Annotated in this window: 16 protein-coding genes; 7 read left to right on the top strand and 9 right to left on the bottom strand. The window is 71.3% G+C overall.

The genetic code is table 11. From position 1 onward, the window contains the following. The first annotated feature begins 98 nt into the window (after window positions 1-98). Both BLU27_RS13110 and BLU27_RS13105 read left to right on the top strand, forming a co-directional pair. A complete protein-coding gene (locus BLU27_RS13110) occupies window positions 99-1,832 on the top strand; it encodes an ABC transporter ATP-binding protein (RefSeq protein ID WP_092653676.1) in 1,734 nt (577 codons plus the stop codon). Then, on the top strand, window positions 1,829-3,802 hold the full coding sequence (locus BLU27_RS13105) for an ABC transporter ATP-binding protein (protein ID WP_092653674.1): 1,974 nt from the start codon (window positions 1,829-1,831) through the stop codon (window positions 3,800-3,802). Before BLU27_RS13110 ends, BLU27_RS13105 begins: the two co-directional genes overlap by 4 nt. 104 nt (window positions 3,803-3,906) lie before the next feature. Here the strand turns inward: BLU27_RS13105 and BLU27_RS13100 are convergent, their stop codons facing one another. Further along, window positions 3,907-5,406 (bottom strand): ankyrin repeat domain-containing protein, encoded by a 1,500-nt coding sequence (locus BLU27_RS13100; RefSeq protein WP_092653672.1) that lies wholly within the window; start codon window positions 5,404-5,406, stop codon window positions 3,907-3,909. Between the two features lie 225 nt (window positions 5,407-5,631). Between BLU27_RS13100 and BLU27_RS13095 the strand changes: the two genes are divergently transcribed. The 3 genes from BLU27_RS13095 to BLU27_RS13085 all read left to right on the top strand — a co-directional run bounded on the left by BLU27_RS13095 (window position 5,632) and on the right by BLU27_RS13085 (window position 8,402). Continuing rightward, the gene (locus BLU27_RS13095; protein ID WP_092653670.1) at window positions 5,632-6,201 is read left to right on the top strand and encodes a DUF488 domain-containing protein; all 570 of its coding nucleotides are present in this window, start codon (window positions 5,632-5,634) and stop codon (window positions 6,199-6,201) included. A 196-nt stretch (window positions 6,202-6,397) separates the two neighbouring features. Further along, on the top strand, window positions 6,398-7,645 hold the full coding sequence (locus BLU27_RS13090; RefSeq protein WP_197681827.1) for a Mur ligase family protein: 1,248 nt from the start codon (window positions 6,398-6,400) through the stop codon (window positions 7,643-7,645). Then, complete coding sequence (locus tag BLU27_RS13085; protein WP_092653668.1) at window positions 7,635-8,402, top strand: type 1 glutamine amidotransferase; 768 nt, start codon at window positions 7,635-7,637, stop codon at window positions 8,400-8,402. Before BLU27_RS13090 ends, BLU27_RS13085 begins: the two co-directional genes overlap by 11 nt. Here BLU27_RS13085 and BLU27_RS13080 read toward each other — a convergent pair. Both BLU27_RS13080 and BLU27_RS13075 read right to left on the bottom strand, forming a co-directional pair. Next, window positions 8,375-8,590, bottom strand: a complete 216-nt coding sequence (locus BLU27_RS13080) for a heavy-metal-associated domain-containing protein (RefSeq protein ID WP_092653666.1) — start codon at window positions 8,588-8,590, stop codon at window positions 8,375-8,377. The genes BLU27_RS13085 and BLU27_RS13080 overlap by 28 nt on opposite strands. 21 nt (window positions 8,591-8,611) lie before the next feature. Then, on the bottom strand, window positions 8,612-9,055 hold the full coding sequence (locus BLU27_RS13075; protein ID WP_092653664.1) for a nuclear transport factor 2 family protein: 444 nt from the start codon (window positions 9,053-9,055) through the stop codon (window positions 8,612-8,614). A gap of 119 nt (window positions 9,056-9,174) precedes the next feature. On the opposite strand from BLU27_RS13075, the gene BLU27_RS13070 reads away from it, so the two are divergent. After that, a complete protein-coding gene (locus BLU27_RS13070) occupies window positions 9,175-9,798 on the top strand; it encodes a TetR/AcrR family transcriptional regulator (RefSeq protein ID WP_092653662.1) in 624 nt (207 codons plus the stop codon). Here the strand turns inward: BLU27_RS13070 and BLU27_RS13065 are convergent. The 6 genes from BLU27_RS13065 to BLU27_RS13040 all read right to left on the bottom strand — a co-directional run bounded on the left by BLU27_RS13065 (window position 9,783) and on the right by BLU27_RS13040 (window position 16,639). After that, the gene (locus BLU27_RS13065) at window positions 9,783-10,775 is read right to left on the bottom strand and encodes a phosphotransferase family protein (protein WP_092653660.1); all 993 of its coding nucleotides are present in this window, start codon (window positions 10,773-10,775) and stop codon (window positions 9,783-9,785) included. The genes BLU27_RS13070 and BLU27_RS13065 overlap by 16 nt on opposite strands. A 118-nt stretch (window positions 10,776-10,893) precedes the next feature. After that, on the bottom strand, window positions 10,894-11,610 hold the full coding sequence (locus tag BLU27_RS13060; RefSeq protein ID WP_241827944.1) for a GntR family transcriptional regulator: 717 nt from the start codon (window positions 11,608-11,610) through the stop codon (window positions 10,894-10,896). Then, on the bottom strand, window positions 11,607-12,608 hold the full coding sequence (locus BLU27_RS13055; protein WP_092653658.1) for a proline racemase family protein: 1,002 nt from the start codon (window positions 12,606-12,608) through the stop codon (window positions 11,607-11,609). The genes BLU27_RS13060 and BLU27_RS13055 overlap by 4 nt, the downstream gene beginning before the upstream one ends. Further along, complete coding sequence (locus BLU27_RS13050; RefSeq protein WP_092653656.1) at window positions 12,605-13,537, bottom strand: dihydrodipicolinate synthase family protein; 933 nt, start codon at window positions 13,535-13,537, stop codon at window positions 12,605-12,607. Before BLU27_RS13050 ends, BLU27_RS13055 begins: the two co-directional genes overlap by 4 nt. Next, window positions 13,534-15,432 carry an FAD-dependent oxidoreductase gene (locus tag BLU27_RS13045; RefSeq protein ID WP_092653654.1) on the bottom strand — a complete coding sequence of 633 codons (1,899 nt, stop codon included), beginning with the start codon at window positions 15,430-15,432 and terminating at the stop codon, window positions 13,534-13,536. Before BLU27_RS13045 ends, BLU27_RS13050 begins: the two co-directional genes overlap by 4 nt. A 4-nt stretch (window positions 15,433-15,436) precedes the next feature. Beyond that, the gene (locus BLU27_RS13040) at window positions 15,437-16,639 is read right to left on the bottom strand and encodes an NAD(P)/FAD-dependent oxidoreductase (RefSeq protein ID WP_092653651.1); all 1,203 of its coding nucleotides are present in this window, start codon (window positions 16,637-16,639) and stop codon (window positions 15,437-15,439) included. A 170-nt stretch (window positions 16,640-16,809) separates the two neighbouring features. On the opposite strand from BLU27_RS13040, the gene BLU27_RS13035 reads away from it, so the two are divergent. Further along, entirely contained in the window at window positions 16,810-18,018 is a 1,209-nt protein-coding gene (locus BLU27_RS13035) for a serine hydrolase domain-containing protein (protein ID WP_092653649.1), read from the top strand. Window positions 18,019-18,052 lie beyond the last annotated feature (34 nt).

Raw genomic sequence — 18,052 nt, 5'->3', positions numbered from 1 at the left:
GTCGCGCCCGCCGCCGATCCCGCCCGGGCCCGGAACCGGCCCGGAACCTGACCGAGCTCCTACCGCCCGACCCCGCCCTCGACCTCAGGAAGGCCCGCGTGCTCATCCCTCTCCTGCGCGCTCACCTGCGCCCCTACACCAGGCCGATCGCCCTGGTCGTGGTGCTGCAGCTCGTGCAGACCCTCGCCACCCTGTACCTCCCAAGCCTGAACGCCGACATCATCGACAACGGCGTGGTCAAGGGCGACACCGGCTACATCATGTCCACCGGTGGCGTCATGCTCGCGGTGACCCTGGTGCAGATCCTGTGCGCCGCCGCCGCGGTCTACTTCGGTGCGCGGACGGCGATGGCGCTCGGCCGCGACGTGCGGGCCGCGATCTTCGACCGGGTGCAGGAGTTCTCCGTCCGCGAGGTCGGGCAGTTCGGGGCACCGTCACTGATCACCCGCACGACCAACGACGTCCAGCAGGTGCAGATGCTGGTCCTGATGACGCTCACCCTGATGGTGTCGGCACCCATCATGTGCGTGGGGGGCGTGCTGCTGGCCCTGAACCAGGACGTCCCGCTGTCGGCGCTGCTGCTGGTGATCGTGCCGGTGCTGATCCTCGCGGTGAGCGCGATCATCCGCCGGATGCACCCGTTGTTCCGCCAGATGCAAGAACGCATTGACACCGTGAACCGCGTGATGCGCGAGCAGATCACCGGCATCCGGGTGATTCGTGCGTTCGTACGTGACTCCCACGAGCAGGCGCGGTTCGCAGACGCCAACAACTCCCTGATGGACGTCTCCCTCGGCGTCGGCCGGCTGATGGCGTGCATGTTCCCGGTCGTCATGGTCGTGATGAACCTCTCCAGCGTGGCCGTCATGTGGTTCGGCGCGCACCGGATCGACAGCGGCTCCATGCAGATCGGCGCGCTGACCGCGTTCCTCAGCTACCTGATGCAGATCCTCATGTCGGTGATGATGGCGACGTTCATGTTCGTCATGGTGCCGCGGGCGTCGGTGTGCGCCGAGAGGATCAGCGAGGTGCTGGACACCGAGACCAGCGTGCGGCCGGCCGCCTCGCCGGTACGCCGGCTTCGTGGGCACGGTCAGCTCGACCTGCGGGGTGTGGACTTCCGCTACCCGGGTGCGGAGGCGCTCGTGCTCTCCGGCGTCGACCTGACCGCCCGCCCGGGTCAGACCACCGCCATCATCGGGAGTACGGGCGCGGGCAAGACCACCTTGCTCAACCTCGTCCCGCGCCTGTTCGACGCCGACGGCGGTCAGGTACTCGTCGACGGCGTGGACGTCCGCGAGCTCGACCCGGCGGTCCTGTCGCGCACCGTCGGCCTGGTGCCGCAGAAGCCGTACCTCTTCTCCGGCACCGTCGCCTCCAACCTCCGCTACGGAAACCCCGACGCGACCGACGAGGAGCTGTGGAACGCCCTGGAGATCGCGCAGGCGCGCGACTTCGTGGAGGCGATGGAGGACCAGCTCGAGGCGCCGATCGGACAGGGCGGCAGCAACGTCTCCGGCGGGCAGCGGCAGCGTCTGGCGATCGCCCGGCTGCTGGTGGCCCGCCCGGAGATCTACCTCTTCGACGACTCGTTCTCCGCTCTGGACTACGCCACCGACGCTGCCCTGCGCGCCGCGCTGCACCGGGAGATCGGTGACGCCACGATCGTCATCGTCGCCCAGCGGGTGTCCACCATCCGCGACGCCGACCGGATCGTCGTACTCGACGAGGGCCGCGTCGTCGGGACCGGGACTCACACCGAGCTGATGGACACCAACCAGACCTACCGGGAGATCGTGCTCTCCCAGCTCACCGAGCAGGAGGCCGCATGAGCACGCAGGTGAAGCCGGCCAGTCCACCCAAACGCGGGCTGGGACCGGACCGCCGCCACGGCCCGATGATGGGCGGCGGGATGTCCACCGAGAAGGCGATGAACTTCCGCGGCTCCAGCAGGCGGCTGCTCGCCATGATGCGTCCCGAGCGCCCCGTGGTCCTCACCGTTCTCGTCCTCGGCGCGATCAGTGTCGGGCTGTCGGTGCTCGGGCCGAAGATCCTCGGCCACGCCACCAACCTGATCTTCGCCGGAGTGGTCGGGCGCCAACTCCCGTCGGGGATCACCAAGGAACAGGCGATCGAGGGCCTGCGGGCGCGCGGGCAGGGCGACATCGCCGACCTGCTCCGCACGGTGGACGTCGTACCCGGACAGGGCATCGACTTCCACGCGGTGGCCATGGTCCTGATGGCCGCGCTGGGCGTCTTCGTGGTGGCGTCGCTGTTCGCCCTTGTCCAGGGCAGGTTGACAGCGGTGGTCGTACAGAAGCTGGCGTTCCGGCTGCGCGAGCAGGCCGAGACCAAACTCGCCAGGCTCCCGCTCGGCTACTTCGACCGGCAGCCGCGCGGTGAGGTGCTCTCGCGTACGACGAACGACATCGACAACATCGCCCAGACGCTGCAACAGGCGCTGAGCCAGATCGTCACGTCCGTGCTCACCATCGTCGGTGTCCTGGTGATGATGATCTGGATCTCACCGCTCCTCGCGGTCATCGCGCTGGTGACCGTGCCGGTGTCGGTGCTCGTCGTCGCGGTGATCGGCAAGCGCGCCCAGCCGCAGTTCATCAAGCAGTGGGCGACCACGGGAACGCTCAACGCCCACATCGAGGAGATGTACACCGGTCACGCGCTGGTCAAGGTGTTCGGCCGGCAGCGGGAGGCCGCGCGGACCTTCGCCGAGCAGAACGAGGCGTTGTTCGTCTCCAGCTTCCGGGCGCAGTTCATCTCCGGCACCATCCAGCCCGCGATGATGTTCATCGGCAACCTCAACTACGTCCTGGTCGCGGTGATCGGCGGGCTGCGGGTCGCGTCCGGGACACTGTCGCTGGGCGACGTGCAGGCGTTCATCCAGTACTCCCGGCAGTTCAGCCAGCCGATCACGCAGGTGGCCTCGATGGCCAACCTGCTGCAGTCGGGTGTCGCCTCGGCCGAGCGGGTCTTCGACCTGCTCGACGCCGAGGAGCAGCAGGCCGACCCGTCGCCGTCGCGGCGGCCGCAGCAGGTGACCGGAAAGGTGGCGTTCGAGCACGTCTCCTTCCGGTACGAACCGGACAAGCCGCTGATCGAGGACCTCTCGCTGGTGGTCGAACCCGGCCACACGGTGGCCATCGTCGGCCCGACCGGCGCGGGCAAGACGACGCTCGTCAACCTCCTCATGCGCTTCTACGAGGTGACCGGCGGGCGGATCACTCTCGACGGCGTGGACGTCACCGAGATGTCGCGGGACGACCTGCGCGCCCGGATCGGCATGGTCCTGCAGGACACCTGGCTGTTCGGCGGGACGATCGCGGAGAACATCGCCTACGGCGCCGGCGACGTGCCGCGGGAGAAGATCGTGGCGGCGGCGCAGGCAACCCATGCCGACCGGTTCATCCGGACCCTGCCGGACGGCTACGACACCGTGATGGACGAGGAGGGCGCGAACGTCAGCGCCGGTGAGAAGCAGCTGATCACCATTGCGCGCGCGTTCCTCACCGAGCCGTCGATCCTGGTGCTGGACGAGGCGACGAGTTCGGTGGACACCCGCACCGAGGTGCTCATCCAGCACGCGATGACCTCGCTGCGGGCCGGGCGTACCAGCTTCGTCATCGCCCACCGGCTGTCCACCATCCGCGACGCCGACGTGATCCTGGTGATGGAGAACGGCCGGATCGTCGAGCAGGGCAACCACGAGAAGCTGCTGGCTGCCGACGGCGCGTACGCCCGGCTGTACGCGGCGCAGTTCGCCCAGGCAGTGGCCGAGGTGGACTGACCGCGTAGCTGAGGCGAGTCGGGAGGGGCGGCCGGGCCGAGATGGCCCGGCCGCCCCTTGCGTTCCTGAGAGCCGTCATCGGTACGTCAGCGGTGGGCCGCGGGTCAGCTCCGGCCGCGAAGGTACGCCGCGGTCTCCGCCTCACCGGAGTGCTCGGCCCAGCCGAGCGGCGTCGCGTCGAAGGAAGCGTCGCGCAGGCTGGGATCCGCGCCCTGCTCCACCAGGAACCGTGCGAGCGGGAGGTTTCCGGCCAGCGCGGCCTCGTGCAGCGCTGTGCGCCGCAGCGGTGGGCCGAGCACGTCCCCGCGTGCGCCGGCGTTCACGTCGAACCCCTGCTCCAGCAGGAGCCGCATGGCCTCGACGCGGCCGGTGCGGGCCACCAGGACTCCCGCGTCCGGAAACTGCTCCCGGGCGCGGGCGGGCAAGGCGGGGTTGACAGCGGTCAGTCGCTCCACCTCGGCCCGGTCACCGGCCACGCACGCGCCGACGAACTCCTGCACCGCGTCCACCCGGCCGCGGTCGGCGCCGGCGTCGACGAGCATCCGGGCGATCTCGCGCTCGCCCGCCAGCGTGGCCAGCTGCAAGGCGGTGAGGTCACGGTAGTTCGGGTGGTAGCCGCGGCCGTCGGGGGCGACACCGTGGTCGAGCAGCAACCTGACGCGGGCGGTCATCCCGTGGTCGGCCGCCCACCGAAGCTGCTCCTCCACCATCGCGGTCGTCGACGGATAGGTGTGGCTCAGCCGGCGGCGCCACGGACTGTCGTGGTCGCGGCCCAGCCCGAACTCGAACAGCACGTCCAGGTGGTCGTTCGCGGGGGTGAACTGCCTGTTGTACAAGGCCTGGTTGTCGTTCGGGTCCGCGCCGGCCCCCAGCAGCAGCCGAGCCAGGGACGTCGCCTGCGGGTGCGGCGGCTGCCCCTGCTCACCCCCGCCGAACGCCCCGGTCAGCGCGGTGAACGCCGAGGTCATCCCCTGCCACAGCCGCCCGGCGTTGGGGTCGGCGCCCGCGGTCAGCAGCGCCTCCGCCGCCTCGACCGGTGAGCCCACGTCGAGTCGTGCGTACGTCAGGTACATGATCGGTGGCCAGCCGTACGGGCCGCCGCCCTGGTCGACCTGGGAACGATCCCGTCCCAGTGCCTCACGGAGTCCGGCCGCGTCACCTGCGGCCGCCATAGTGTGCAGGGAGAACCTCGCAACCTCCGGATGGGCGCGCAGAAGATCGCGGGCCCGGGCGGGCCGATGCGGGGTGTCGCGGGTGTAGTTGAGACAGGCGAGATCGAGGAACCGGTCGGCGAGGGCCGCCAGGTCCTGGCCGTCGGGGAGGTCGGCCTCGTCGGCGTCCACCGGCCGCGGCCAGTACGAGTACTCGGCGACCACGTCGAGATGCGCACGGAGCCGTTGCCAGCTTGGGAATCCGTAGCTTCGGGCGACGACGAACTGCGCGTCGCTGAGGGAACATCCGCCGGAGACGTCACGGCGGGGATCGAACTCCTCGAACTCCGCGAGCGCCTCGGCCTCACCGGCCTGAGCCCTGCGCTGCAGCGACCTGGCCTGGTTCCTGAGATGCTCGAGGCTGGGATTGTCGGGGAGCGGACGAGTCGGCACGGCGGCCTCCTTCTCTCACGCCCGATGTCCGCATGATCAGGCCGAAAAGGAGGAACCTCGGCTGGGAGACCAACTCAGGTGGGCTGTGCCCTTCCCGCGGACCGGATGCGCCCCGACGCGCGACCACACCGTACACACGGGCAGCTCCACCGCGCCAGTCCCCTTGGCCGACCACGAGACGATGACCGCGACGACACCGACGACCCCACGAACCCGGTGAGCCCGATGACACCGACCACCCGGACAACGACCTTCGGCCACGGCACCGCAACCGCCGACGCGACCGTCGAGCTGCTGCGGGGCGCCGGGATCACCGCGGTGGTGGACGTCCGGACCGCACCTGGCAGCCGCCGCCACCCGCAGTTCTCCCGGGCCGAACTCGAGCGCTGGCTGCCCGAACACGGGATCGGATACCGATGGGAACGCCGGCTCGGCGGCTTCCGCAAGGTGGCACCCGACTCACCGGACTCGGCCTGGCGCAACGACGCCTTCCGGGGGTACGCCGGACACATGCGCACAGCCGAGTTCCTGGCCGGCATCGACGACCTGCTCGCCGAGGTGGCCGAGGACAGCTCCGGCGGGACGGCGATCATGTGCAGCGAGAGCCTGTGGTGGCGGTGCCACCGGCGGATGATCGCCGACTTCCTCCAGCTGGTGCGCGGAGTGCAGGTCCGGCACCTGTTCCCGGACGGCTCGGTTGCTGCGCACCAGCTCGGCCCGGGCGTGCGGGTGCGTTCCGACGGCCTGCTCGTCTACGACGGTGGGCAGGCCAGCGTGTTCGACGACCTCGACTAGGCCGAGAATCCTCGCCCTGCCCCTTGTCCGGTTCGCGGTCTCCACCCCGGATTCACCACCGGACCAGTCCGGACAAGGAGGCATCCGGGCAGCTCACGTTTCGTCATCCCTAACACGTGTTCGCGGGCGGTTCGGGCTTTGTGTGCAACGGAAAACCGCCCTCCCGTGCATCCGCGTGCGACTAGCGTCACCAGTCGTGAGCACACAGTTGCCAGTGCGAGCCAGGCTCGCGGTCGCGGCCACCCGTGGCGTGGCCGCCGTCTCCCGGGCGACCGGGCGCGGTGACGGATCGGTGATCGGCGGCCGCGTCGGACTCGGCATCGATCCCCGCCTGCTTCGCCGGCTCGCGGCCGGCCGCCAGGTCGCGTTGGTGTCCGGCACCAACGGCAAGACCACCACCACCCGGCTCACCGCGGCGGCGATCGGCGTACTCGGCCAGGTGGCCAGCAATCCGTTCGGCGCCAACCTGCCGAACGGTCACGTCTCCGCGCTGGCGCTGGCCCCTCACACCTCGTACGCCGCCCTGGAAGTGGACGAGCACTACCTCCCGCACGCCTGCGACGCCGCCCGGCCACGGGTGATCGCGATGCTCAACCTCACTCGCGACCAGTTGGACCGGGCCATGGAAGTGGCGATGATCGCGAGGCTGTGGCGGGACACGGTGCGCGGTCGCCACCTGCACGTCGTGGCCAACGCCGACGACCCGCTGGTGGTGTGGGCGGCGGACGCGGCCGAGGAGGTCAGCTGGGTGGCTGCCGGTCAACGCTGGCACGACGACTCCGAGGTCTGCCCGGAGTGCGGCAGCGCCATCGAACGCGTCCCTCACGCGAACGGTACGGCGATCCACTGGCGGTGCACCGGCTGTGCGCTGGCCCGGCCCAACCCGCAATGGACACTTGACGACGAGGCCGTGATCGATCCGGACGGGAACCGCCACGATGTCAAGCTGAGCTTGCCCGGCCGGGTCAACCGGGCCAACGCGATGATGGCGCTGGCGGTCGCGGCGCGGTTCGGCGTACGCCCGAACGAAGCACTGCCGCGGCTGGCCGAGGTCACCTCGGTCGCCGGGCGTTACGCCGTGGTGGAACGCGACGGCAAGGCCATCCGGCTGCTGCTGGCGAAGAACCCGGCCGGCTGGCTGGAGGCATTCGACATGGCCGAGCAGGCACCGACACTGCTGTGCATCAACGCCCGCGACCCCGACGGCCTGGACACGTCCTGGCTGTTCGACGTGGACTTCGCGCCCCTGCGCGGCTGCCGGGTGCTGATCAGCGGCGAACGCGCGTACGACCTGGGCGTCCGGCTGGCAGTGAACGACATCGACTTCGTCCACGTCCGCTCCTTCACCGACGCACTGGCGACGATGCCGGACGGGCGGGCGGAGGTGATCGCCAACTACACCGCCTTCCAGCAGATCAGAGCGGAGCTGAATCGTGTCGACTGAGAGTGCACTGCGCATCGTGTGGGTGTACCCCGATCTGCTGTCGACGTACGGTGACCGGGGCAACCTGCTGATCCTCGCCCAGCGGGCCCGCCTGCGCGGAGTTCCCGTGCAGACCGAGGAAGTTCGTACCGACCAGGCGATCCCGACCGGCGCCGACGTCTACCTGCTCGCGGGCGGGGAGGACGCGCCGCAGACGCTGGCCGCCGAACGCATGCTCGCCGACGGCGGGCTGCGGCGGGCGGTCGAGCACGGCGCGATCGTCTTCGCGGTGTGCGCCGGCTACCAGCTGGTGGGTTCGACGTTCGCGGCACGCGGCCGGCAGTACGCCGGACTGGATCTGTACGACCTGAGCTCGGACCGCGGGCCGAGCCGGGCCGTCGGCGAACTCGCCGGGCCGGTCGACCCAGAGCTGGCGCTGCCGCTCCTCACCGGCTTCGAGAACCACGGCGGCCGCACCCACCTCGGGCCGGGCGTGCGCCCGCTGGCCACCGTCTCGGTCGGGGTCGGCAACGACGGCCAGACCGAAGGGGCCTGGACGAAGGGCTTCATCGGGACGTACGCCCACGGACCGGCGCTCTCCCGCAACCCGGCGCTCGCCGACCTGGTGCTGCGGTGGGCGACCGGCCGGGACTCCCTCGAACCGTTGGACGACACCTGGCACGACAAACTGCGCAACGAACGGTTGACGGCGCTCGCCGCACGCGGCAAGAACGTCCCGCCTGGTCGTCGTCAGTCCGGACCGGTGGCGACCTCGTAGCCGGCGTCGGCCACCGCGGCGCGAACGCGCGCACGATCCACGGGGCGCTCGCTGGTCACGACGACCAGTCCGGACCCCGGCGACGCGGTTACGCCGGTGACGCCCTCGATCCGCTCGATCGCCGAGCTGACCATGACCTCGCAGTTGCGGCACACCATGCCGCTCACGGTGAACGTCGACTCGTACACGACAGATCCCTTCCTCGGCCGTCAGTCCTGAGCGGCCGTCAGCGTCCGCGTGAACTGGTGGGAGCGGCGTAGCCGGCCGTCCTCGGTGAACTCACCGAACATGGCGATCTCGGTGTCGATCGGGTTTCCGCGCACCACACCATGGACCGTGAACCTCGCCGCGACCCGGTTGCCCGACCGCACCGCCTCGTGCACGTCGAAGGAGAAGTCTCCGAGATTGCGGCGCACCGGTCGCAGGTGGGCGACCAGTCTGTCCCGATCCAGCCGGTTTCCGTCCACGACCTCGACAACGTCCTCGGTGTGGTAGCGATCGTGCACCGTCTCGACATCCTCCTCGCCGAGGACGTCACGGGTGAACGAGGCGAAGAAGTCGGCGACGAACTGCTCGGGGGTGCCGACGGCCGGATCGGGCGGCCCGGGCGGTCCCGACGGCCGGCGTTCGCCACGGTTCGTACGTACGGTCATCTTCGTTCCGCCTTCTCTGGTCGGAGTTCCACGATCCCCAGGTCTGCGCCTGCTCTCGGACCCAAGAACAACTCTTACAGTGACGTCAAAGATATGCGGAGGCACTAGTCTTGACAAGGATGTCCGAGATCAGATCCTCGCCGGGGGAGCCGGCGTCGGCCGGGCGACGCCGCCGGGCCGACGCCGAACGCAGCCGCACCGCCGTCCTGGACGCCGCCACGAAGCTTCTCGGCGAGCGACCGGACGCCAGCATGGACGCGATCGCCGCGGCGGCCGGCGTGACGCGTCAGACGGTCTACGCGCACTACCCGTCGCGGGAAGTGCTGCTGGCAGCCGTCGTCGACCGGATCAGCGCCGAGGCATTGGCCGCCATCGACGCGGTGGGGCTGGACGAGGGGCCGGCCGTCGACGCGTTGCTGCGCCTGGTGGAGGCAAGCTGGCAGACCTTCGAGCGGTATCCCCTGCTCCTGCGGATCGCACCCGGTGAACTCGACCCGAGCGCCGACCACGAACGGCACGAGCCGGTCGCCGACCGACTGCTGCGCCTGATCCGCCGTGGACAACGGGCCGGTGAGATCGATCGCGGTCTGCGCCCGGCCTGGCTGGTCACGGCGGTGATCGCGCTGGGCCACGCGGCCGGGGAGGAGGTGCGGAGCGGGCGCATGTCAGCGCGGGCCGCCACCGCCGCGCTGCGGGTCAGCCTGGTCCGCCTCCTGGGCGCGCAGGATCACAGCCCGCGCTGACGCAGCCAGCGCAGACATGCGATGCCCTGAGCGCGCTGGAACGCCCGCACCGTCGGGATGCCCGGCGGGGGTGGCTGCAGGGACTTCGACACGAAGTAGCCCGCCAACGCCACGATCACGGCGGTGACCGCATCCTTGTCCGCGGCTCGGGCCAGCGGATGAGTAGCCAGCAACTCCTCGGGTTCGCCCGCGCCCTGCATGGCCATGCTCGGCAGCATCAGCACCAGGTCGACCCAGGCGGCGCCCACCGTCGCGGCCGGCCAGTCGACGAAGTACACCCGGTCGTCGGTGAGGAGAACGTTGTCCGCGCGAATGTCTCCGTGCAGGAGGGTCTCCCCTCGGGCGGCGGTCAGCCAGTGCGTCTCCAAGGCCGCCAGGTCGGTGAGGCGCTCCGCGGCCCACGAGTCGACGTCGGCCAGCCGCGGATCGGGCCGCTCGGCCAGGCCGCGCCAGCCGGAGAACTCCTCGTCCAGGAGGTCGATCGCGGGTACGTCCAACCCGGGCGGCGCCGGGGTCATCGCGGAACCGAGATCGGTGAGAGCCGCGAGTACGCGGTCGCGCTCGGCCGGGATCCACGGCAGCACGGGCGGATCGCCGGTCAGCGCCTCGAACACCAGTACCGCCCAGTCGCCGTGGTCGTGTGACCACAGCAGCTTCGGGACGGGGGCGGACGCGGGCAGCTGTGCCGCGATCGCGGCCTCGCGCCGGTACATGCCCGGCGACACCGGGTTCTGTGCGGAACTGACCGCCTTGACGAAGACCTGCGACCCGTCGGCGAGCCGGAGCACCGAGGCCAGCCCCGGCGAGAATCCGCCCGCCTTGCTGGCCGCGGCGACCACCGAACTCCCGAGCCGGCTTTCGATCTCGGCGCGAAGCGCGTCCGGAAGGTCCGCCCACACCAGGCGGTTGCCGCCTCGCCCGTGCAAGGTGTCGACGTGCAACGTGTCGACGTGCGGCTGGTCCTGCGCGGCTGTCATCCCCCGATGATGACAGCGGCCGACGCCCGCGCGCGAGCGGTTAACGGCACTGCCACCACGCCGCGCAAGTAGCCGTTGCGACGAGTCTCGCGGCGACCGCCCCACCTTCGTGGCGACGCTACTCGGCGCGGCCGGCCCAGGTGCCGCGGACATGGCCGAGGTGCCGGTGCATCAATACCCGCACGGCCTCGCCGTCTCCGGCTTCCAGTAGATCCAGCAGGGCGAGGTGTTCGCGGGCCGAGGCCTCCAGCACACCGCGTTCGGCCAGGTTTTCCAGACCGAAGAGTCGGGTGCGTTCCCGTAGGTCGGCCACTGTGTCCACCAGGGTGGCGTTCCCGGCCAGCCGCAACAGGTCGAGGTGGAACCGCCGGTCCGCCTCGACGTAGCCGATCAGATCACCGGCCCGCGCGGCGTCCACGATCGCCCGGGCGAGCGGCCGGAGCTCGGCGTACGCCCCGGGCGGGACCTCGCCCGCGAGCCCGCTCATGGTCGGCACCTCGATCAGCCGACGGAGTTCGGTGATGTCGTCCAGCTCGGCCTCGGATACCTCGGTGACCCGAAACCCCTTGTTTCGTACGACTTCCACCAGGCCGGTCCGGGCCAGGTCGAGCATCGCCTCCCGTACCGGCGTCGCGGACACCCCGAACCGCGCGGCCAGTGCGGGCGCGGAGTACACCACGCCCGGGCGCATCTGACCGGACACCAGGGCAGCCCGCAGCGCAGCGGACACCTCGTCCCGCAGGCTGCGAAACCCACGCAGGGACGGCAGATCCGGGGCGCCCTCCTGGTTCGCGTTCCCACCGTTTCCGGTGTTCGCGGCGTTCCCCGCGTTCACAACGAGAACCCGTGCGGGAACGGATCCTCCGGATCGAGGAAGTACTGCGCGGTGCCGGTGAGCCAGGCCCGCCCGGTCACCGTCGGGACCACGGCGAGAAGGCCACCGACGCTCGTCTCGGCCAGCAGCCGGCCGGTGAACGTCGTACCGATGAAGGACTCGTTGACGAAGTCGCGGTCCAGCCCGAGCAGCCCGCGGGCGTGCAGTTGCGCCATCCGGGCACACGTCCCGGTGCCGCAGGGCGAACGGTCGAACCAGCCCGGGTGGATCGCCATCGCGTGCCGGGAGCGGTTGGCGTTCGAGCCGGGCGCGGCGAGGTAGACGTGGTGGCATCCGGCGATGTCGGGGTTCTCCGGGTGGCGGGGCGGCGCCGCCTCGTTGATGGCCGCCATGATCGCGAGCCCGGCGTCAAGCAGTGCTTGCTTGTTCGAGCGGTCGAAGGTGAGCCCGATGCGTTCGGTCTCCACGATGGCGTAGAAGTTGCCGCCGTACGCCAGGTCGTAGGACACCTCCCCCAGCCCGGGCACCTTGACCGACAGGTCCAGTCCCGCCGAGAAGGCGGGCACGTTGCGCAACGTCACGCCGCGGGCCACCCCGTCGGCCACCGCTACCTCGGCCACCACCAGGCCGGCCGGGGTGTCAAGCCGAACCTGCGTCACCGGCTCCACCACCGCGACCATGCCGGTCTCCACCAGGACGGTGGCCACCCCGATGCTTCCGTGCCCGCACATCGGCAGGCAGCCCGACACCTCGATGAAGAGCACGCCGAAGTCGGCGTCCGGGCGCGTGGACGGCTGCAGGATCGCCCCGCTCATCGCACTGTGCCCGCGCGGCTCGTACATCAGCAACGTGCGCAGGTGGTCGAGGTGCTCCACGAAGTGCTGCCGGCGTTCGAACATCGTCGTCCCGGGGATCACCCCCACACCGCCGGTGATCACCCGCGTCGGCATCCCCTCGGTGTGGGAGTCGACGGCGTGGAAGACGTGCCGGGTCCTCATCGGCCGGCCCGCCCGGACGCCACCTCGAAGTCGGCGAGCACCCGCTCGGTCGCCGCCCCTACGACCGCCTCGTGCTCGGAGGTCAGCGCCAGTCGCGGGTGCCGGCACGGGCCGCCGTAACGGCCGGCGATGTCCATGGACAGCTTGATCGCCTGCACGAACTCCGTCTTCGAATCCCAGCGCAGCAAGGGATGCAGCGTTCGGTAGAGCGGCAGAGCGGTGCCCAGGTCACCGGCTCGTGCGGCGTCGTACATCCGTACACACTCGCGGGGGAAGGCGTTCGGGAAGCCCGCGATCCAGCCGACCGCGCCGGCTACCGCGAGTTCGAGCGCCACGTCGTCGGCGCCGATGATCAGGTCCAGGTCGGGCGCGAGCTCGGCGATCTGGTAGGCCCGCCGCACGTCGCCGCTGAACTCCTTCACCGCGACGATGTGGCCCTCACCGTGCAAGCGGGCAAGGAGTTCCGGGGTGAGGTCGACCCTGGTGTCGTAGGGGTTGTTGTACGCCACGACCGGCAGGCCCACCTTGGCCACCTCGGCGAAGTGCGCCAGCACGATCCGCTCGTCCGCGCGGTAGGCGTTCGGTGGCAGGCACAGTACGGCCGGCGCTCCGGCCTCCGCGGCGTCCTCGGTCCAGCGCCGGGCAGCCTGTGCACTGTAGGCGGACACCCCGGGGACGACCGCCGCGTCGGGCACGGCCCTGAGCGCGGTCCGCAGGACCGCGGACCGCTCCTCGTCGGTGAGCGAGGCGTACTCCCCCAGCGAGCCGTTCGGGATCACCCCGGCACAGCCGTTGTCGACCAGCCAGCGCACGTGCTCGGCGTACCGGTCGTGGTCCACGGTCAGGTCGTCGTGGTAGGGCAGCGCGGTCGCCACCAGGACCCCGTGCCAGGGCTCGGTCGGCGGGCTGGGCTGGATCTGCGTCGTCATCGGACTTCTCCTCGCGAGGTTTCGTCGGCGGGCGTGGCGTCAGTGGGCTCGGAGTCGGGGAGGGAGGCGAGTACGCCGAGCGGCACGGGCTGGGCGACCGGGCGGCGGGCCAGCGCCGCCACGTCGGTGACGTCCGGCGGCGAACCGGTCAGCCGGCCGACCAATGCCGCGGTGGCCGCCGCGCAGGTGCGCCCCTGGCACCAGCCCATCCCGGCTCGGGTGAGCAGCTTCGCCGAGCGTGGATCGCCGGACCCGAGGTCGCGGACCGCCTCCCGTACCGCGCCGACCGGCACCTCCTCGCACCGGCACAGCACCGTCTCGTCGGGTACGTCGCGCAACCAGTCCGCAGGCAACGGATGTACGGCGTCGAGCACGTCGGCGAAGGCGCGCAACCTGTCCTTGCGCTGCCGCAACCGGGCCTTGCGCGGCTCCTCGACCGGCCGGCCGACCGCAGCCACCACCGTGAGCCCGGCGAGTTCGCCCTCCACCAGTGCCAGGGAAGCGCCGCCGACACCGGTCGTCTCACCGGCGGAGTACAGCCCCGCGCACGTCGTTCGCTGGTCGTCGTCCACCAGCACCGCCGGCGTGCCGCCCGCGTCCGCTCGCACGTCGCAGCCGGCCTCCACCAGCAGGTCGAGCTGCGGGGTGAAGCCGTACCCGACCGCGAGCGTGTCGCAGGCGACGTGGCGTTCGCCGCCGGCGACCGGGCGGCGCCGCGCGTCCAGCCGGGCGACCGTGACACCGGTGAGCCGTTCGTCCCCGTGTGCGGCGACCACGGCGTGGCCGGTGCGGTACGGCACACGGTGCAAGGCAAGCTTGCGGGCATATCCTGCGGCCTCGGCGAACCGGCCGGGCTGCCACGCCAGGGTCCGCGCATGACGCAGGTAGTCGCGCGCCCGGCTCGCCTCGTACACCCCGGCGACTCGTACGCCGGCCCGCGCCAGCCCGGTGGCCACCGGCAACAGGAACGGACCGCTGCCCGCGACCACCGCCCGGCCGTCGACCCCGCCGAGCGCGACGCCGCTTCCCTTGAGCAGTGCCTGGGCCCCGCCGGCCGCGACGACACCGGGCAGATCCCAACCAGGGAATGGAAGCTGGCGGTCGTACGCGCCGGTCGCCACCACCACGGCGGGCGCGACCACCCGGCATGCGGTGGGCTCGGGACCCTCCGCCAGTGCATGCACCGTCCAGGTCGGGTCGGCCGGCCGCACCGCCGCAGTCGCGGGAATCGGTGCCGGCGTTCGTTCCAGCGTCCACACCTGGTGGCGGGGGCGGTAGTCGATTCGCCCGGCGACCACGTGCCGGTCCAGGTCAGCCCGCAGCGTACGGAAGCGGTGGCTCGCGGCCTCGGGCGACCCGCCACGGACGGAATGGCGGTAGTACTGCCCGCCGGGCCGCTCCCCGGCGTCCATCAGGACGACAGACAGCCCGTGCTCGGCCATCGCGTTCGCGGCGGTGAGGCCGGCCGGTCCCGCGCCGACCACCACGGCGTCGCACCTCGTGAGCCGTGCCGGCCCGGGTGGGCCGCTCGCTGCGAGCCAGGCCCGGCGCGGGGCCCTGCGCCCGGCCCTGTGCGGGGTCTCCTGCCACACCCCGGCGACGTCGGGGCTCACCGGCCCGGTGGTCACCACGTCCCCGGCGCGGGCGGGTTCCAGGCAGGCGCGCACCCGGCGGCCGTTCGAGGTGACCAGGCAGTCGAAGCACACCCCGATGCCGCAGAAGATCCCGCGCGAGCGGCCTGCGCGGGTCGTGCGCCACGACGTCCGGTCGGCCGCGAGCAGCGCAGCGGCGATGGTCTGCCCGGGAGCGAACGCCACCGGCTGCCCGTCCACGACGAGGTGCTCGGAGAGCCCGTCGGGTACCGGCGCACCCGGCGTACCGGCTTCTCTGGTCATGGGCCTACCGCCCCTGCTGTTCTTCGTACGAGAGTGAGCCGCGCGGCGGCGAGTCGTCGTCGAACCTGTCCGCGCGGAAAGCCCGGAGGTCCACCGCGGGTTCGGTCCCGGTGAGCGCCGCCGCGACCAGCGACCCGGTGACCGGCGCCAGGCCCACGCCCGCGCCCTCGTGCCCGCAGGCGTGGAACAGGCCCTCCACCCGCGGATCCGGGCCGATGACCGGCAGGTGGTCGGGCAGGTAGGGCCGGAACCCGCGGTACGCCCGGATGGCGGAAACCCTCTCCAGGAAAGGGAAAAGCCGCACCGCCTGGGCGGCGAGCCGGGCCAGCACCGGTACGGACAGGGTGCGGTCGAACCCGACGCGCTCGCGGCTGGCTCCGATCAGGATGGTGCCGCCGCGCGTTCCCTCGACGACTGTGGACGTCTCCAGACCGGCCGAACTGCTGGCGACGTTGGCCACGTAGTCGGCGTCGTAGACCTTGTGGCGAACCAGCGGCGGCAACGGCTCGGTGACCAGGATGAAGCCCCGGCGGGGCTGGATCGGCAACGCGACACCGGCGAGGGCGGCCACCTCGCCGCTCCACGTGCCGGCCGCGTTGACGACGGCGTCGGCGGCCAGTCGTCCGGCCGAGGTGGTGACCCCGATCACCCGGCCGCCCGCACCCCGGTCGATGCCGACGACCCGTACCCCGGTGTGCACCTGTGCGCCTTCTTCGCGTGCCCGGCGCAGCAGCCACGCCGCCGCCAGCATCGGCTGCACCTGGGCGTCCTGCGGGTAGTGCACGCCACCGGCGAGGCCGGGTGCGAGATGCGGCTCCAACTCGGCCAGGTCCGCGCCGTCCGCCGGCTCGGCGAGGACGCCGTACGACCGTTGCGAGTCGGCCAGTTTCGTCAACGCCGCAAGGCCGTCCGGCGTCTCGGCCACGACGACCCCACCCTTGGGTTCGTACTCGACGTCGGCCTCGATGTCCTCGGCCAGCTCGGCCCACAACCGCAACGACGCGAGCGCGAGGTCGAGTTCGGGGCCGGGCTCCTTGTCCGAGACCAGCAGGTTGCCCTCCCCCGACCCGGTGGTGCCGCCCGCGATCGTGCCGGCCTCGACCACCGCGACGTACAGTCCCGCCCGTGCGGCGTAGTAGGCACAGGCAGCGCCCACCACGCCGGCACCGACGATCACCACGTCGGCGGGCGGTCCAAGATCAGCCACCGCAGTACCATGTCACATCACAGTGGCCACGCACCTGGCCGGCCGGACGAGCTGGCAGGATCCGGCCGTTCAGCGGGTCGGCCGCACGGTGAGGGAGTGGTGCGCCTCGGTAGCCACATCGGTGCCGTACGCACCACAATGGTCCGGCAGATGGCACGAGGAGGCCGCACATGAGTACGGGAAACCTGTCCAAGGCGCGTCTGGCCCGGATGCACGAGACGATGGCCGGCCACGTCGCGCGCGGCGCCGCACCCGGTGTGGTGACGTTGGTCAGCAGGCGCGGCGAGACCCACGTCGACGCGATCGGGCTCACCGAGGTGGACGGCCGCACCCCGATGGCGCGGGACACGATCTTCCGGATCTCCTCCATGACCAAGCCGGTGACCGCGGTGGCGGCGATGATCCTGGTCGAGGAGTGCCAACTCCGTCTTGACGACCCGGTCGACCCGTTGCTGCCCGAGCTCGCCGACCGCCAGGTGATGAGGCGGCTGGACGGGTCGGTCACCGACACGGTGCCGGCCAACCGGCCGATCAGCGTGCGCGACCTGCTCACCTTCCAGCTCGGATTCGGGGTGTTCTTCGCACCACCGGGCACCTTCCCGATCCAGGACGCGATCGCCGAGGCGGGCATCGGTGACGGACCTCCGCGGCCGGCCGAGCTGCCCGGGCCGAACGAGTGGATCCGCCGGTTCGGCACCCTGCCGCTGATGCACCAGCCCGGCGAGCGGTGGATGTACAACACGGGTTCGGACATCCTCGGCGTGCTGATCGAGCGCGCCTCCGGTCAGTCGCTGGAGACGTTCTGCCGCCGCCGGATCTTCGAGCCCCTCGGCATGAAGGACACCGCCTTCAGCGTTCCCGCGGTCAAGCTGGACCGGTTCGCCACCAGTTACGAACCCGATCCGCAGACCGGCGCGCTGCGGGTGTACGACCCGGCCGTCGGTGGCCAGTGGTCGAGCCCGCCGGCGTTCCAGTCCGGCAGCGGCGGGCTCGTCTCCACCGTCGACGACTTCGCGGCGTTCGGCCAGATGATGCTGGCCGGCGGGCGGTACGGCGACGAGCGGATCCTGTCCCGCACCACTGTCCAGGCGATGGTCACCGACCACCTCACGCCGCGGGTGAAGGAGGAGTCGGGCTTCTTCCCGGGCTACTTCGACAGCAGGAGCTGGGGACTCGGTCTGGCCGTGGTGACCCGCCGCGACTCACCGTCGGCCGTGCCCGGGCAGTTCGGCTGGGACGGCGGCCTCGGCACGTCGTGGTACTCCGACCCGCGCGAGGACCTCACCGCGATCCTGATGACCCAGCGGTCGGGCTTCCCGCAACTGTCGGAGATCTACCTCGACTTCTGGACCTCGGTCTACCAGGCCCTCGACGACTGAGGGGCTGAGGCGCTGAGGGCCTGGCAGACCGACT

This window comes from Actinopolymorpha singaporensis (assembly GCF_900104745.1).
In the GTDB taxonomy this organism is placed as follows: Bacteria; Actinomycetota; Actinomycetes; order Propionibacteriales; family Actinopolymorphaceae; genus Actinopolymorpha; species Actinopolymorpha singaporensis.
Note: the sequence above shows the minus strand (reverse complement) of the source record. Positions and strands in the feature narration are given on the sequence as shown.